The organism is Hymenobacter sp. PAMC 26628 (assembly GCF_001562275.1).
In the GTDB taxonomy this organism is placed as follows: Bacteria; Bacteroidota; Bacteroidia; order Cytophagales; family Hymenobacteraceae; genus Hymenobacter.
In genome coordinates, this window is sequence record NZ_CP014304.1 from 4,049,132 (window position 1) to 4,064,634 (window position 15,503).

A 15,503-nucleotide genomic window follows, 5' to 3' on the forward strand; every position below is an offset into this window, starting at 1 on the left:
GCCACTAATCATGATTACTGCTGCGATAAAGATGCTTCGCTGCACTCTGCATGACGGCCTGGGGCCCCGTATGACGGTCTTCTTATCGCTGCGATTTCAATCTAAAAGTCATTCTGACTTACTCCTTAATACACGCTTAGTCATGCCCATGCCCTCTTGTTGCTGTCGCCTTACCGGGTGCTGTCTGCGCCCACTCACCGGCTCGTTTTGGCCCGCTGCGGCGGGCCTTTCCCCGACTTCAACTGCTCCTTTCCGTGAAAGCTTACTACCCTTCTTTTCTTCTATTTCTGATTCTGTTACTGGCTAGCATCGGCGCCGCCTATGCACAAACCGAGTTGATTGCCATCAGCGGCGTGGTGCGCGAAAAGGGCACCCAGGAATTGCTGCCCGGCGTCAGCGTCAGCGTGAAGGGCGCCAGCGTGGGCACCCAAAGCGGGGCCGACGGCAAATTTGCCTTTAAGGCCAAGCTGCGCTACCCGTTCGTACTGGTTTTCAACGCCCTGGGGCACGATGCACAGGAGCTGCAGATTGCCAGCGGCAGCCAGCCCATATCCGTCTCGTTGGAGGCGCGCGACGTGCTCACGAGCGAAGTGGTGGTGTCGGCGTCGCGGGTCGAGGAAAGCCGGCTGAAGTCGCCGGTGGCCATCGAAAAATTGGACATCCGCGCCATCAAGGAAACCCCGGCCCCCAGCTTCTACGACGCGCTGGAAAACGTGAAGGGCGTGCAGATGCTCACCAGCAGCCTCACCTTCAAAGTACCTAATACCCGGGGCTTCAACATCCCCAACAACTTCCGCTTCATGCAGCTCGTGGACGGCGTGGACATGCAGGCGGCCACCTTGGGCGTGCCGCTGGGCAACGCCATCGGGCCCACCGAATTGGACATTGCCAGCGTGGAGATTACGCCCGGCGCAGCCTCAGCCCTCTACGGCATGAACGCCATCAACGGCATGGCCAACCTCACCACCAAGAGCCCCTTCACCTACCAGGGCCTCAGCGTGTACCAGAAAATTGGGGTGAACCACGTCGACGGCATCGACCGCAACCTGAGCGCCCTGACGGAAACGGCCGTGCGCTACGCCCAGGCCCTGGGGCCCCGGTGGGCTTTCAAGGTGAACCTGGACTATTTGCGCGGCACCGACTGGCTCTCGAATACCCAAACCGACCAGAACCCGCAGGGCCTCTCGACCTCCAACCCCGGCTTTTCGGAGCTGTCGGGCGCCTTCAACCCGGCCGCTGATTTGTGGAACCGCTACGGCGACGACACCAACTCGTCGCTGACCGTGACCATCCCCTACCAGGGCAAGAATCAGGCGTTTACGGTGACGCGCACGGGCTACTACGAGCGGGATTTGGTTAACCCAATTGTGCGCAACATCAAGGCCGACGCCAGCCTGCACTACAAGCTGACTGACAACCTGGAGCTGAGCTATGGCTACCGCTACGGCCTGATGGACGGCGTGTTCCAGCGCGGCAACAAGATCCAGCTGAACGGCGTGACGGTGCAAAACCACAAGCTGGAGCTGAAGGGCAGCGACTTCGTGGTGCGCGCTTACACGCTCATTGAGAACACCGGCGACTCCTACAACCTCAACCCGCTGGCCCTGAACCTGGACCTGCAAAACGGCTCGAACGCCGTGTGGGGCGGCAAGTTCCGCACCGCGCTGCAAAGCCAGCTGGCCGCCGGCACTGCCCTGCCGCAAGCCATGGCCGCCGCCCGCACCGCCGCCGACGCCGGCCGCGCCGAGCCCGGCACCCCCGCCTTCGACGCCCTCAAGAACCAGATTACCAGCATCAATAACTGGGACAGCGGCGTAAACGTGGCCGGGGCTCCCGTGCCCGGCGGCGCGGCCCTCACCCAGCACAGCCGCACCTACCACTCCGAGGGCCTCTGGAACCTGGGGCCCCGCGTCAAGTTCGTGGACCTGCTGGTGGGCGCCGACGCCCGCGTGTACCAAATCATTCCCGACGGCAACAACTTCGTGGACTTCGGCCGGCCGCTGACCGAGCGCAGCCTGCCGGGCGGCAACTACGTGTACTACAAGAAGTTCGGGGCCTTTGCCCAGGCCAGCAAGCTGCTGCTCGCTGACAAGCTGAAGCTCACCGCCTCGCTGCGCGTGGACTACAACCCCGAGTTCACGGCCAAGGCCAACCCGCGCCTGGCGGCCGTGTACACCGTGGCCGAGAAGCACAACTTCCGCGCCTCGTACCAGAACGGCTGGCGGTTCCCGTCGCTGTTCGAGGCCCTCTCGTTTGTGAACAACGGCAACGTGCGCCGCGTGGGCGGCCTGGCCCGCGTGAACGAGGGCCTGAACTACTTGCAGAATTCGTACACCCGCGCCAGCATCGACCAGTTCAACGCGGCCGTGAACGCATACGTGGCCGCCAACGCCGGCAGCACCGCCGCCCAGGCCGCCGTGCTGCCCCAGAACAGCGCCCTGCTGCAAGTGGGCAACTTGGCCACCGAGCAGCCCGAGCAAATCAACGCCTACGAGGTGGGCTACCGCAGCGTGCTGTTCGACAACAAGTTGGCCATCGACGCCGACGCCTACTTCAACGTGTACTCGGGCTTCCTGGGCCAGGTGGAAGTGAGCGTGCCCAAGGACGCCAACGGCAACCAGGTGGCCGTGGGCACCGACGCCGCCGCCGTGGCCGCCCTGCGCGCCAACCGCGATGCCCGCCAAGACCGCTACCGCGTGTACACCAACTCGCGCCAGGACTACCACAGCTACGGCTCGACGCTGGGCCTGACCTACAACTTCTACCAGAAGTTCACCCTCGCCGGCAACGTCAACTACAACGCCCTCTCGGCCAACGACCAAACCGATGTGTTCGTCACCGGTTTCAACACCCCGAAGTGGGCCACCAACCTCTCGTTCGGCAACCGCGAGATTGTGCGCAATTTCGGCTTCAACGTGAACTGGCGCTGGCAGCAATCGTTTTACTGGGAAAGCCCGCTGGCCAACGGCCAGGTGCCCGCCTACCAAACCATTGACGCCCAGGTGAACCTGCGCGTGCCCAACCTAAAGTCCACCGTCAAGCTCGGCGGCACCAACCTCTTCGACCAGCGCTACTACCAGTACGCCGCCGGGCCCACCATCGGGGCCCTGTACTACGTCAGCGTCGTGTTCGACGCCACAGTGCTGCACTGATAGGGAATTATGAATTAAAAATTATGAATTATGAATTGACTATCAGGCCTTTCATCAATTCCGTTTTTCAATTCATAATTCATAATTTTTAATTCATAATTAGAAGTCCATGTCCGATACCACCCCTACCGCTCCCAAGCTTTCCGAAGTGGAGCACGTCAAAATTGCCAGCCGCTACCTGCGCGGCACGCTGGTGGAAAGCCTCGCCAACCGCCTCACCGGGGCCCTAAATCCCGACGATACCCACCTCATCAAGTTCCACGGCTCGTACCAGCAGACCGACCGCGACCTCGAATCGGAGCGCAAGCGCCAAAAGCTGGAGCCGCTGTTCTCGTTCATGATCCGGGTGCGGGTGCCGGGCGGCGTGGCCTCGGCTGCGCAGTGGCAGCGCATGGACGCGCTGAGCGACGCCTACGGCAACGGCACCATGAAGCTGACGACGCGCCAAACCTTCCAGCTGCACGGCGTGCTGAAGCGCAACTTGCCAGCGGCTATTCAGGGCTTCAACGAAGTGCAGATGGACAGCATTGCGGGCTGCGGCGACGTGAACCGCAACGTGATGTGCAACACCAACCCGCACGAGTCGGCGGTGCACGGCGCGGTGGTGGGCATTGCCCAGGCCATCAGCGCGCACCTCACGCCGCGCACCACGGCCTACCGCGAAATTTGGCTCGACGGCAGCATCCAGGAAACCACCGAGGCCGTGGACGACGAGCCCATCTACGGCCATACCTACCTGCCGCGCAAGTTCAAAATTGCCCTGGCCCTGCCGCCCTACAACGATTCCGACGTGTTTTCCAACGACATCGGCCTCATCGCCATTGAGGAGAACGGCGCGCTGCTGGGCTTCAACGTGGCCGTGGGCGGGGGCCTGGGCATGACGTTCGGCATGAACGAAACCTACCCGCGCCTGGCCGACCTCATTGGTTTCGTGCCCACCGACCAGGTGCTGGACGTGTGCGAAAAAGTGGTGACCATCCAGCGCGACTGGGGCAACCGCGAAAACCGCAAGCTCTCTCGCCTCAAGTACACCATCGACCGCGTGGGCCTGCCCGCCTTTGTGGCCGAGCTGCACCAGCGCCTGGGCCACGAGCTGGCCCCGGCCCGCCCCTACCAGTTCCACAGCTCCAGCGACGCCTTCGGGTGGACGGGGGCCCCGGACGGGCCGTCGCACCTTGTACTCTTCATCGAAGGCGGCCGCATCCTCGACCGGCCGGGCTACCGGCTCAAGTCGGCACTGCGCGAAATCAGCAGCTTCCACACCGGCGACTTCCGCCTGACCGGCAACCAGAACCTGATTCTGGGCAACATTGCGCCCGGCCACCGTGCCCGCATCCAGGCCATTCTGGAGGAAAACGGCGCGGGGCCCCGGGCCGAGCAAATCACCAAGCTGCGCCGCGACGCCCTGGCCTGCGTGGCCCTGAATACCTGCTCGCAGGCCTTCGCCGAAGCCGAGCGCTACCTGCCCCAGCTGCTCGACAAGCTCGATGCCGTCATCCGGGCCCACGGCCTGGCCGAGGCCGGCATTTTGCTGCGCATGACGGGCTGCCCCAACGGCTGCGCCCGCCCCTACCTGGGCGAAATCGGGCTGGTGGGCAAAGCCCCCGGCCGCTACAACCTGTACCTAGGGGCCAACCACGCCGGCGAACGCCTCAACAAGCTCTACCGCGAAATGCTGGACGAGGACGGCATCCTGCGCGAGCTGACGCCGCTGCTGGCCGCCTACGCCGCCGGCCGGGGCCCCGGCGAGGGCTTCGGCGACTTCGTGGTGCGCACCGGCGTGGTGAAGGCCACGGTAAAAGGACTGGACTTCCACGCCTAAGTCCTATTTTACGGCCGATTATGGCCGCCACCCGGGCCCCGGGCGGCGGCTTGGTGCGTGCCTAACCCCCTGCTGCGGAATGCTGAACGCTGCGTCGTCGTTTTTCTTTTTAGCGGCTTACCTAGCCCTCGCCACCGGCAAAGCATGGGCCCAGGGCAGCGCCCGTCCGCTTGCCGGGGCCCCCGCAACAGTGGCTACGCCCGCCGCTTTCCTGGGTTTGGAGGCGCTATTCACGCTGCCCAAAAACTACGTGGTGCTACACACCGACCAGGCCCTGACGCTGGACGGCAACTTATCGGAAAGCGACTGGCAGCGGGCCCCCTGGACGACGGATTTTGTGGACATCGAGGGCGCGGCCAAGCCGCTGCCGGCGTTCCAGACGCGGACGAAAATGCTGTGGAACGACTCGACGCTGTTCGTGGCCGCCACCTTGCAGGAACCGCAGGTGTGGGCCACCCAAACCCACCACGACGACATTATTTTCAAGGACAACGACTTTGAAATCTTCATTAGCCCGAGCAACAGCACCCACCAATATTTTGAGATTGAGGTAAATGCGCTAAATAAAACCTTCGAGCTGTTCCTGTCCAAGCCCTACCGCAACGGCGGCGACGCGCTGGTGAGCTGGGACGCGGCCGGCCTGCGCTCGGGCGTGCAAATTGCCGGCACCCTGAACCACCCGCAGGACCAGGACCAGAGCTGGACCGTGGAAATGGCCATCCCGCTGCGGGCCCTGCGCATCGGCTACGCCGGGGCCCCGCCCACCGAAGGCACGCTGTGGCGCATCAATTTTTCGCGCGTGGAATGGGACACCGACGCGGCCGGCGACCAGAACCGCAAGCGCCGGAACGCGGCCGGCCACGACCTGCCCGAGCACAACTGGGTGTGGTCGCCGCAGGGCGTCATCAACATGCACTACCCCGAGCGCTGGGGCTATTTGCAGTTCACGCGCCAGGCCGGCGCGGCGTTTCGGCTGCCTTATGCCGAGCAGCAGAAGCGCTACCTGTGGCTGGTGTACTACCGCCAGCAGCAGTTCCGCGCGCAGCACGGCCGCTACGCCGCCACGCTGGCCGAGCTGAAAATAGGGCCCCAGCCTACCATCGACGACCGGGCCAACCAGTTGCAGCTGGCCGCCACGGCCCAGCAGTTTTCCGCCACGGTGGCGGCCCCGGGGGCCCCTGCCCTGCGCATCAACGACGAAGGCCTTATCGAAACCCTGAAACCATGAACAGCCGCCGGAATTTTGTTAAGAACAGCGTAACGGCGGGTCTGTCGGCCGCGCTTTTGCCGGCGGGGGCCCAGGCGGCCCTGCCCGTCGCGGAGGCCCCCAGGGCCCCCTGGAAGCATTGGGTGTGGACCAACCCCGACCCCAAAGACACGGCGGCCGAGTTGGCCGAGCGCTACAAAAAGTACTACGCGGCCGGCGTGCGCGGCATCTTTTTCGAGGCCGACAGCGAGCAGCACTGCCGCGCGGCCAAGGCCCAGAAGCTGGAGGCCCACCGCTGGATTTGGACGATGAACCGCGGCGAAAAGTCGCTGCTCGCCGCCCACCCCGAGTGGTACGCCGTGAACCGCAAGGGCGAGTCGTGCGCTACCCACCCGCCCTACGTGGACTACTACCGCTGGCTGTGCCCCTCGCGCCCCGAGGTCATTCAGTACCTGGAAAACGACTACGCCGCGGCCCTGAAGAAAGACTACGTGGACGGCGCGCACCTGGACTACGTGCGGTTTTGCGACGTGATTTTGCCCGTGAACCTGTGGGATAATTACAAGATTGTGCAAACCAGCGAACTGCCTGAGTACGACTTCTGCTACTGCGCCGTGTGCAAGGCGGCGTACAAAACCGAGCACGGCATCGACATCGACACCGTGCAGTTTCCGGAGGCCAGCCCCTCGTGGCGGCGCTTCCGCTACCAGCGCGTGAACCGGGTGGTGGCGCGGCTGATGGCCGTGGCCCAAACGCATCGCAAGCCCCTGACGGCGGCCGTGTTCCCGACCCCCGACATTGCCCACCGCAACGTGAAGCAGGACTGGGTGAACTGGAACATCAGCGGCGTGTGCCCCATGATTTACCACGGCTTCTACAAGGAAAACGTGGCCTGGATTGGCCAGGCCGTGGCCGAAGGCGTGGGGGCCCTGAACGGTAAATTCCCGCTCTACGCCGGCCTGTACCTGTCCGATTTCAAGAACGACGCCGAGGTGCAGCAAGGCATCGAACTCGCCCTGCGCAACGGCGCGGCCGGCGTGTCGCTGTTCGGCAACGTGGCCGATGGCACGCTGGCGGCGCTGAAAAGCGCGTCGGCTAATGCTTTGGGTACCAAATAAAACCGCCGGGGCCCCTGGCCTGGCAAGCGCCGCGCTACCAGCCGGGGCCCCTCCCCGCACGGCGCCCACCGGCCCGGGCCGATTTTCTCGGCTAAAGTTGTATTTTACCTGAGATTATGGCTACTGACCTGCTTATGTCTGCGCCGCCCACCAAGGGCCCAGCCGCGGGGGCCCCGGCGGGGCCCTCGCTGCCCGTGTTCCTCGACTTGGAGCAGCGGCGGGTGCTGCTGGTGGGCGGCGGCGACGAAGCCCTGGCCCAGCTCACGGCCGTGCTGCACGAGCACCCGCACGCGGCCATCACGGTGGTGGCCCCGCACTTGCTGCCGGCTCTCTACGCCCTGGCGGCCCAGCACGAGCAGGTCATCCTGCGCCGCCGCGCCTTCGAGCCCGACGACCTGGTGGGCCACGACCTGGTGCTGGTGGCCGCCACCGACGCGGCGCTGCACGGCCGCGTGCGCGCCGCTTCGTCGGCCCGCCGGCTGCACGCCGTGGCCGCCTTCGGTCCCGCCGAGGAAGCCGCGGCCATCGACTACTGGCGGCGCGTGGCCACGGCCACGTTGGGGGCCTTCGCCATCTTTTTGGTCATCAATATTTTGTCGTACTACTTCACCTGGCAGCAGGTGTGGGGCGTGGCCCGCTCGTCGGGCACGTTCTACACGTTTGTGGCGGTGGGTTTTATCGCCCAGCTGATCGACGGGATGCTGGGCATGGGCTACGGCGTGGTGTCGGCCATCAGCCTGATGTCGCTGGGGCTGAGCCCGGCGTCGGTCAGCGCCAGCATCCACACGGCCGAGATGTTCGCCAGCGGCGCCTCGGGCTACAACCACTACCGGTTCGGTAATGTCAACAAGCGGCTGTTCAAGGTGCTGCTGTTGCCGGGCATCGCCGGTTCCATCAGTGGGGCCCTGCTGCTGGCCAAGTTCGGCGACCAGTACGCCAACATCATCAAGCCCGTGCTGGCGCTGTACCTGCTCGGGCTGGGCGTGCGCATCATCAGCAAGGCCGTGCGCCAGCAGGCCCAGCAGCGCCGCAAGGTGAAAAACGCCGGCTGGCTGGCCGGCGCCGGCGGCTTCCTCGATTCGTTCGGCGGCGGCGGCTGGGGGCCCCTGGTTACGAGCACGCTCATCGCCAACGGCCGCACGCCCAACTATGTCATCGGCACCGTCAGCCTGGTCGAGTTCTTCGTGACGTTTGCCAGCGCCCTCACGTTTTTCTCGATTCTGGGCCTTTCGCACTGGCAAATCGTGGCCGGCCTCATCGTGGGCGGCGTGGCGGCCGCGCCCATCGCCGCCCGCCTGGCCGGCCGCCTGCCCACCCGCTGGATGTTCGTCGGCGTAGGCACCATGGTGGTGGTGTGGAGCCTGTGGGCCCTGCGCAAAGTAGACGTGGCCCCCGTCTGGCACTACCTGGGGGGCCTGTTCAGCTAGCCGCCGGGCACTTTTACCCGATTGCGAGCGTACTTTGGAAGCGCATTAATTTCAGCCCGGCCATGACCAAGGAGCAAGTAATTACGTCGTTGCAAGATTTGCCCGAAACCTTTGAGCCCGAGCAGCTCATCGAGCGCCTCATTTCCCTGCAAAAGATGGAAGAAGGTTTGGAGCAGGTAAAGCAGGGCGAAGTGGTGACCGTGGAAGAAGCCAAACAACGCCTAGCGAAGTGGTTAATTTAGGGCTTTCACGCCGCGCTTCCGATGAAATTTACGAGGAAGCTGAGCGGCTCGGCGCTTTTTCGCCGTCCTACGCCAAGGCTTTTATCGACGCTATTTTCGCCAAAATAGATTTGCTGCGCCGGTTTCCGGAATTAGGCCGCGCAGTACCTGAATACGGCAACCCGGCCATCCGCGAGGTATTCTACCGCCACTACCGCATCTTCTATTTCGTCGCGCCCGGCGGGGGCCCCGTGGGCATCACGTCGGTGCAGTCGAGCCGCTATCCGTTGCAACCGCTACAATAGAAACGGCCCGCCTGAAGCTTTAGGCGGGCCGTTTTGGCTTGTTGACTGACTCAGCCCGGGGCCCTAAATATCGAACTTGATGCCCTGGGCCAGTGGTAATTCCGTGGAGTAGTTGATGATAGCGTGGAGCCTGTGGGTACTCCGCGAGCTGCTGCAAAGCGCTTATTAGCCCCGAAATTTATTATTATTCCGTTCAGGCGTAAATTGCTATTCACATTCAATTGCCTTCGCTATGACCAAAGAACAGGTAATAACTTCTTTGCAAAACCTACCCGACGACTTCCAGTTGGAGGATTTATTCGAGCGGCTGCTGTTCGTGCAACACCTGGACGAGCGCGTTGCGCTGTCGCAGCAACCCGGCAACAGCGTTTCTTTCGAGGAAGCGCAACGACTGATTAATGACGCTTCTCATGCGGCCTGAGTTCCTCACGGCTTGCCTCGAAGATATTTTAGCCATCAGAGACCATTTAGCCGGCCATTCGGCTAGCGCGGCCACTCGTTTCGTAGAATCAGTTTTTGCCAAAGTGGCCCAATTGGAGTCATTCCCCCAGCTTGGTCGTATGGTGCCCGAATACCAGCAGCCTGCCGTTTGGGAACTCCTGTACCGTCAGTACCGCATCGTTTACCGCTTGCTCAACGACGGCCGGATTTCAGTGATTGCCGTGCGCAGCGGCTTACTGCCGCTTGATTTGGAACCATAAAAACGGCCCGCCTGATGCATAAGGCGGGCCGTTTCTAATTGCTATCAAATGCAGCCCGGGGCCCTACACGTCGAATTTAATCCCTTGGGCCAGGGGTAGTTCCGTGGAATAATTAATCGTGTTGGTTTGGCGGCGCATGTACACTTTCCAGGCGTCGGAGCCGGATTCGCGGCCGCCGCCGGTTTCCTTTTCGCCGCCGAACGCGCCCCCGATTTCGGCCCCGCTCGTGCCGATGTTCACGTTGGCGATGCCGCAGTCGGAGCCGCTGGCGGCCAGGAAGGCCTCGGCCTCGCGCATGTTCAGGGTGAAGATGCTGCTGCTCAGGCCCTGGCGCACGTCGTTTTGCAAGTCGATGGCGTTCTGCACGTCGCCGCTGTACCTGATGAGGTAGAGGATGGGCGCGAAGGTTTCTTCCTGCACCGTGGCGTAGTGGTTTTCCACTTCCACCAGCGCGGGGCGCACGTAGTGGCCACCGGCGTATGCGGGGCCCGTCAGCACCTCGCCGCCGGTTAGCAGTGTGCCGCCTTCGGCCTGCACTTGCTCCAGGGCCCCGGTGAAGGCCGTTACCGCGGCCCCGTCAATCAGGGGCCCCACGAGGGTGCCCTCTTGCAGCGGGTGGCCGATGGGCAACTTGGGGTAGATGGCCAGCAGGCGCTGCTTCACGTCCTCAAAAATGCTGTCTTCAATAATGACGCGGCGGGTGCTGGTGCAGCGCTGCCCGGCCGTGCCCACGGCCCCGAACACGATGGCGCGGATGGCAATGTTCAGGTCGGCGTTTTTGGTGACGATGATGGCGTTGTTGCCGCCCAGCTCCAGCAGGGCGCGGCCCAGGCGGGCCCCCACCACTTCGCCCACTTTGCGGCCCATGCGGGTGCTGCCCGTGGCCGAGACAAGCGGCACGCGCCGGTCGGCGGCCATTGCTGCGCCGATGGTGGCGTCGCCGATAATCAGGTTGAACACGCCTTCGGGGATGTCGTTGTCGGCCAGCACGCTGCGGATGATGTGCTGCATGGCCACGGCGGTGAGCGGCGTTTTCTCCGACGGCTTCCAGATGCTGACGTCGCCGCACACGGCGGCCAGCATGGCGTTCCAGCTCCACACGGCCACCGGGAAGTTGAAGGCCGAGATGATGCCCACCACGCCCAGCGGCTGGTACTGGTCGTACATGCGGTGCGCGGGCCGCTCCGAGTGCATGGTGAAGCCGTGCAGCTGCCGGCTCAGGCCCACGGCAAAGTCGCAGATGTCAATCATCTCCTGCACTTCGCCCAGGCCTTCTTGCAGGATTTTGCCCATCTCGGCGCTCACCAGCTTGCCCAGCGGCTCCTTGCATTCGCGCAGCCGGTTGCCAATCTGGCGCACGATGTCGCCGCGCTTGGGCGCCGGCACCAGGCGCCAGGTTTTAAAGGCTTCCTGGGCGGCCTGCACCACGGTTTCGTAGTCGGCGGCGGTGGCGAAGGCCACGCTGGCAATGCGCTGGCCGTCGGCGGGCGCATTTATCACGCGGCGGTCGGCATTGGGGCCCCCGCCCCAGGTGCGGCCGGTGGCGTAGGCGGCGTTGTCGGCTTCCACGCCGAGCTGGCGGAGCACGTCTTGCAGGCCGTGGGGGTCGGCGTGGAGGTGGCCGCCGGGCACAGCGAGGTCGGCGGCGGTTTCTTGTTCGAGGGCTTGCTTCATGAATGAAATGGCAACGGGTGGGAAGGCAACGGAAGGAGCCCCGCGCGGCGGCGGGGCCCCGGCAAAAGTAGGGCCCCGGGCGGCCTGCCGCCCCGGGGCCCCAAGCCGCTGGTTTTGTGCAGCGCCGGGTGAAGGATCGATGTCATTTGCGCCTAACTTGCCGGTGATATTCACAGTTTTCCATTCTTTCTTCCGATGATGCAAAAAAGACTCTGGTTGATGGGCTTGGGCACGGCGCTGGCCCTGCAACCGGCCGCCGCCCAAACCAAAAAGTCCCCCACGCCCAAGCCCAAAACCGTGGTGGCCGCCAAGCCTGCCGCCACCGGCGCCAAGCTGGTGGAAACCGTGGTGCGCAAGCCCGGGGCCCTCACCATCCCCTACAGCAAGTACGTGCTGCCCAACGGCTTGACCGTGGTGGTGACCGAGGACCACTCCGACCCGCTGGTGCACGTGGACGTGACCTACCACGTGGGTTCGGCCCGCGAGCAAATCGGCAAGTCGGGCTTTGCCCACTTCTTCGAGCACATGATGTTCCAGGGTTCCGACCACGTGGGCGACCAGCAGCACTTCAAGCTGGTGACGGCCGCCGGCGGCACCCTGAACGGCAGCACCAACCGGGACCGCACCAACTACTTCGAAACGCTGCCCAACAACCAGCTCGAAACCGGGATGTGGCTGGAAGCCGACCGAATGGGCTTCTTATTGGACGCCGTGAGCCAGAAAAAGTTTGAAATTCAGCGCTCGACGGTGAAAAACGAGCGCGGCCAGAACTACGATAACCGACCTTACGGCTTGACCAGAGAGTACGTGGCCAAAACGCTGTACCCCTACGGCCACCCCTACTCGTGGCTGACCATCGGTTACCTCAAGGACCTCGATGCCTCGAACGTCAACGACCTCAAGAACTTTTTCCTGCGCTGGTACGGCCCCAACAACGCCACCCTGACCGTGGGCGGCGACGTGAAAACGGCCGACGTGATTAAGTACGCCGAGAAGTACTTCGGGCCCATCAAGCGGGGCCCCGCGGTGCAGAACCAGCACCTGCCCGAGCCCGTGCTGACCGCCGACCGCTACGTGAGCTACGAGGACAACGTGCGCTTCCCGCAACTGCAAATGGTGTTCCCAAGCGTGCCCCAGAACCACCCCGACGAGGTGGCGCTCGACGCGCTGGCCGAGATCATCGGCCAGGGCAACAACTCGCTGCTTTATAAGAACTTGGTGAAAACCCAGGAGGCCGAACAGGCCACGGCATACAACAGCACCTCGGAGCTAGCCGGCGAGTTTACCATGCAGGCCCGGGCTTTTCCGGGTAAGGGCCTCGACAGCACCGAAGTGCGCCTGCGCCAGAGCTTGGCCGAATTTGAGAAAACCGGTGTGAGCGACGCCGCCCTCCAGCGCTTCAAGGCCCGCCGCGAAGCCCAGGTGGTGAACGGCCTGGCCAGCGTGCAGGGCAAGGTGAGCCAACTGGCCGCCTACCAAACCTACACCGGCAACCCCAACTACCTGGCCGTGGAATTGCAGCGCCTGCGCGCCCTCACCAAGGCCGACGTGCAGCGCGTGTACGACAAGTACCTCAAGGGCAAGCACGCCGTCATCCTGAGCGTGGTGCCCAAGGGCAAGCCCGAAATGGTGGCCCGGAAGGACAACTTCACCGTGGACCCCAGCGGCTACCAGGCCCCCAAGGACCAGTATACTGGCCTGACCTACGTGAAGGCCCAGGACACGTTTGACCGCAACGTGCAGCCCAAGGGCGGTGCCAACCCCGTGGTGAAAGTGCCGGCGCTGTACGAAGCCACGTTCGACAACGGCCTGAAAGTGGTGGGCACCCGCAACACCGAAATCCCGGCCGTGACGATGCTGCTCACCATCCGCGGCGGCCACCGCCTGGAGCAGGCCAACCCCGGCAAAGCCGGCGTGGCCGCCCTCACGGCCGCCATGATGAACGAAGGCACCCAGAAGTACACCAGCGAGGAGGTAGTAGCTGCACTCGACAAGCTCGGCAGCGATGTATGGGTGGGCGCAGGCAGCGACAACACGACAGTATACATTGAGTCGCTGACCAAGAACATTCCCGCTACTCTGACCATTGCGCAGGAGGTGCTGCTGCACCCGCGCTTCAACGCCGCCGACTTTGCCCGCATCAAGAAACAAACGCTGGAGGGCATCGCCAACCAGGTGACGCTGCCGGTGGCCATCGCCAACAACACCTACAGCCGCCTGCTGTACGGCCCCAACAGCATCATGAGCGTGCCCAACAACGGCACCACGGCATCGGTGACGAGCCTTACGCTCGACGACGTAAAGGCCTTTTATGCAGCCAATTACGCGCCCAACGTGGCGTCGCTGGTGGTGGTGGGCGACGTGGCCGAGGCCGACGTGCTGCCTAAGCTGGACTTCCTGAAAACCTGGGCCAAGAAGGACGTGGTGATTCCGCCCACAGTGGCCGCTATCCCGCAGCCCGACAAAACGCGCGTGTACTTCGTGAATAAGGACGGCGCGGCGCAGTCGGAAATCCGGGTGGGCTACCTCACCGCCCTGCCCTACGACGCCACCGGCGACTACTACAAGGCCTACCTCACCAACTACGTGCTGGGCGGCGCCTTCAACTCGCGCATCAACCTGAACCTGCGCGAAAACAAAGGCTACACCTACGGCGCCAACTCGTATTTCCAGAGCACGCGCAACCCGGGGCCCTTCACGGCGCTGGCCGGCGTGCGCGCCGACGCCACCGCCGCCTCGGTGAAGGAATTCATGAGCGAGCTGACGAACTACCGCGCCGGCATCACCGACGACGAACTGGCGTTCTTGCAGTCGTCGGTGGGCCAGAGCGACGCGCTGAAGTATGAAACCGGCGGCCAGAAGGCGGCCTTCCTCGCCCGCCTGGTCGAGTACGACCTCAAGCCCGACTACGTAACGCAGCAGGCCGACATCCTGAAAAACCTCACCCGCGCCGACGTGCAAGCCGCCGCCCAAAAAGACCTGCCCGAAAACATGTATGTAGTGGTAGTAGGCGACAAAAAGCAGCTGCCCGCCGTGCAGGCCCTGGGTTACGAAGTAGTGGAGCTGGACACCGATGGCAAGCCCGTACCGGCCGCCGCCCCCGCCCCTACCGCCGCCGCCCCGGCTCCCATGCCCGAGCCTGCCCCCGTGGGCAAGGTGAAGCGCAAAACCAAGGACGCGGATGGCAAAACCACCAAGGAGAAAATCCGGCCCAGCGACGCCAAGTAACGCAGTCACTTTCCTGAAGAAGGGCCCCGCCGGAACATCCGGCGGGGCCTTTTCGGTGCGGTTTAGGGCCCCCGGGGCCCCAGCTCCCGCAGTAGCTAAAGTTTCTTGTCGAAGCGGCCCTGGGTAATGCGCACCGTGTCGCAGCCGGGCTTGGCCAGCGTGTAGGCGAACGTGCCCGAAACGATGCCCGCTTGCAGGTCCAGCCGTGTAATGGTCAGCGTACCCTTGTGGTAGGTGCCAGCGTCCCTGCTATTTAAATAGCAGCCTGTTAGCCGATCATTTAGACTGACCCGTGTGTCAACCGAGCTACTCAAATTATAACTTTTAGGCCCTCGTAAGTCACTAGCGTAAATCACAATATATTGGTAGTTGTCAGTGGGCTGTTGCTGGTAACGGTAGGTCCGCAAATCAATTACTCCGTAGAGGTTCTGGTCGTAGCTGACGCTGTAGTTCGATGAGCCGTCGAAGCCTTGGGGCGTCCACGGCACCCCGTTCACCAGGCAACCGAAGGTGTTGGCCCCGGTCTGGGTGGCGGGCGGCAATTGGTCCACCGGGGCGGGCTCGTTCTTTTTACAGCCCAGCAGCAGGGCCAGGGATAATAACAAAAGTGCTTTCATGGGCAGGCGGCAAAAGCGGGAATGGCTTACT

The 15,503-nt window shown here is 63.6% G+C and carries 12 protein-coding genes; 10 read left to right on the forward strand and 2 right to left on the reverse strand.

The annotated features are described in order from the left end of the window. Positions 1-254: 254 nt before the first annotated feature. The 9 genes from AXW84_RS17570 to AXW84_RS23505 all read left to right on the forward strand — a co-directional run bounded on the left by AXW84_RS17570 (position 255) and on the right by AXW84_RS23505 (position 9,953). Positions 255-3,152 (forward strand): TonB-dependent receptor domain-containing protein, encoded by a 2,898-nt coding sequence (locus tag AXW84_RS17570; protein ID WP_236943158.1) that lies wholly within the window; start codon positions 255-257, stop codon positions 3,150-3,152. 109 nt (positions 3,153-3,261) lie between these two features. Further along, positions 3,262-4,974, forward strand: a complete 1,713-nt coding sequence (locus AXW84_RS17575; protein WP_068236228.1) for an NADPH-dependent assimilatory sulfite reductase hemoprotein subunit — start codon at positions 3,262-3,264, stop codon at positions 4,972-4,974. 79 nt (positions 4,975-5,053) lie between these two features. After that, the gene (locus tag AXW84_RS17580) at positions 5,054-6,202 is read left to right on the forward strand and encodes a carbohydrate-binding family 9-like protein (protein WP_068236231.1); all 1,149 of its coding nucleotides are present in this window, start codon (positions 5,054-5,056) and stop codon (positions 6,200-6,202) included. Then, positions 6,199-7,299, forward strand: a complete 1,101-nt coding sequence (locus tag AXW84_RS17585) for a family 10 glycosylhydrolase (protein WP_068236234.1) — start codon at positions 6,199-6,201, stop codon at positions 7,297-7,299. The genes AXW84_RS17580 and AXW84_RS17585 overlap by 4 nt, the downstream gene beginning before the upstream one ends. Positions 7,300-7,433: 134 nt before the next feature. Further along, positions 7,434-8,726, forward strand: a complete 1,293-nt coding sequence (locus AXW84_RS17590; protein WP_071892240.1) for a TSUP family transporter — start codon at positions 7,434-7,436, stop codon at positions 8,724-8,726. A gap of 62 nt (positions 8,727-8,788) precedes the next feature. Further along, entirely contained in the window at positions 8,789-8,968 is a 180-nt protein-coding gene (locus AXW84_RS17595; protein WP_068236237.1) for a hypothetical protein, read from the forward strand. Continuing rightward, positions 8,956-9,252 carry a type II toxin-antitoxin system RelE/ParE family toxin gene (locus tag AXW84_RS23500; protein WP_071892243.1) on the forward strand — a complete coding sequence of 99 codons (297 nt, stop codon included), beginning with the start codon at positions 8,956-8,958 and terminating at the stop codon, positions 9,250-9,252. Before AXW84_RS17595 ends, AXW84_RS23500 begins: the two co-directional genes overlap by 13 nt. A gap of 232 nt (positions 9,253-9,484) precedes the next feature. After that, entirely contained in the window at positions 9,485-9,673 is a 189-nt protein-coding gene (locus AXW84_RS17600) for a hypothetical protein (protein ID WP_068236240.1), read from the forward strand. Beyond that, positions 9,663-9,953 (forward strand): type II toxin-antitoxin system RelE/ParE family toxin, encoded by a 291-nt coding sequence (locus AXW84_RS23505; RefSeq protein WP_157887097.1) that lies wholly within the window; start codon positions 9,663-9,665, stop codon positions 9,951-9,953. The genes AXW84_RS17600 and AXW84_RS23505 overlap by 11 nt, the downstream gene beginning before the upstream one ends. A 63-nt stretch (positions 9,954-10,016) precedes the next feature. Here the strand turns inward: AXW84_RS23505 and amaB are convergent, their stop codons facing one another. Next, positions 10,017-11,627, reverse strand: coding sequence for an L-piperidine-6-carboxylate dehydrogenase (gene amaB, locus AXW84_RS17605; protein ID WP_082773965.1), 1,611 nt, complete (start codon positions 11,625-11,627; stop codon positions 10,017-10,019). 195 nt (positions 11,628-11,822) lie between these two features. Here amaB and AXW84_RS17610 point away from each other — a divergent pair, with 195 nt between their 5' ends. Then, positions 11,823-14,855 (forward strand): M16 family metallopeptidase, encoded by a 3,033-nt coding sequence (locus AXW84_RS17610; protein ID WP_068236243.1) that lies wholly within the window; start codon positions 11,823-11,825, stop codon positions 14,853-14,855. Positions 14,856-14,950: 95 nt separating this feature from the next. Here the strand turns inward: AXW84_RS17610 and AXW84_RS17615 are convergent, their stop codons facing one another. Further along, positions 14,951-15,472, reverse strand: a complete 522-nt coding sequence (locus tag AXW84_RS17615; protein WP_068236246.1) for a hypothetical protein — start codon at positions 15,470-15,472, stop codon at positions 14,951-14,953. Between the last annotated feature and the right edge of the window lie 31 nt (positions 15,473-15,503).